Origin of the sequence: Nocardioides oceani (assembly GCF_030412965.1) — a bacterium.
GTDB classification, from domain to species: domain Bacteria; phylum Actinomycetota; class Actinomycetes; order Propionibacteriales; family Nocardioidaceae; genus Nocardioides; species Nocardioides oceani.
Genome location: NZ_JAUHJQ010000246.1, coordinates 1 through 230 on the forward strand (window position 1 = coordinate 1; position 230 = coordinate 230).

Genomic DNA, 230 nt, shown 5'->3' on the forward strand with positions numbered 1-230 from the left:
GGAGACGTGGTGGAAGGCGCCGACGACGGTGGCGTCGGGCTGGAGGCGCTGGGCCGACTCGGCCGCGGAGCCCTCGCCGCCGTCGATGACCTGGCCGTGCGCGCCGCGCGTGTCGAAGGCCAACGGGTTGACGCAGGAGATGACGACCTTGCCGGCGAGCGGGAGCGAGGCGACCAGGTCGTCGTGGCCGTCGTACGGCACGGCGAGCAGCACCAGGTCGGCCTGGCCGC

At 74.8% G+C, this 230-nt stretch carries 1 protein-coding gene; it reads right to left on the reverse strand.

Annotated elements, in window-relative coordinates; genetic code table 11:
* A partial coding sequence (locus QWY28_RS23930) for an NAD(P)-binding domain-containing protein (RefSeq protein WP_336622437.1) occupies positions 1-230 on the reverse strand: 230 nt, incomplete at both ends.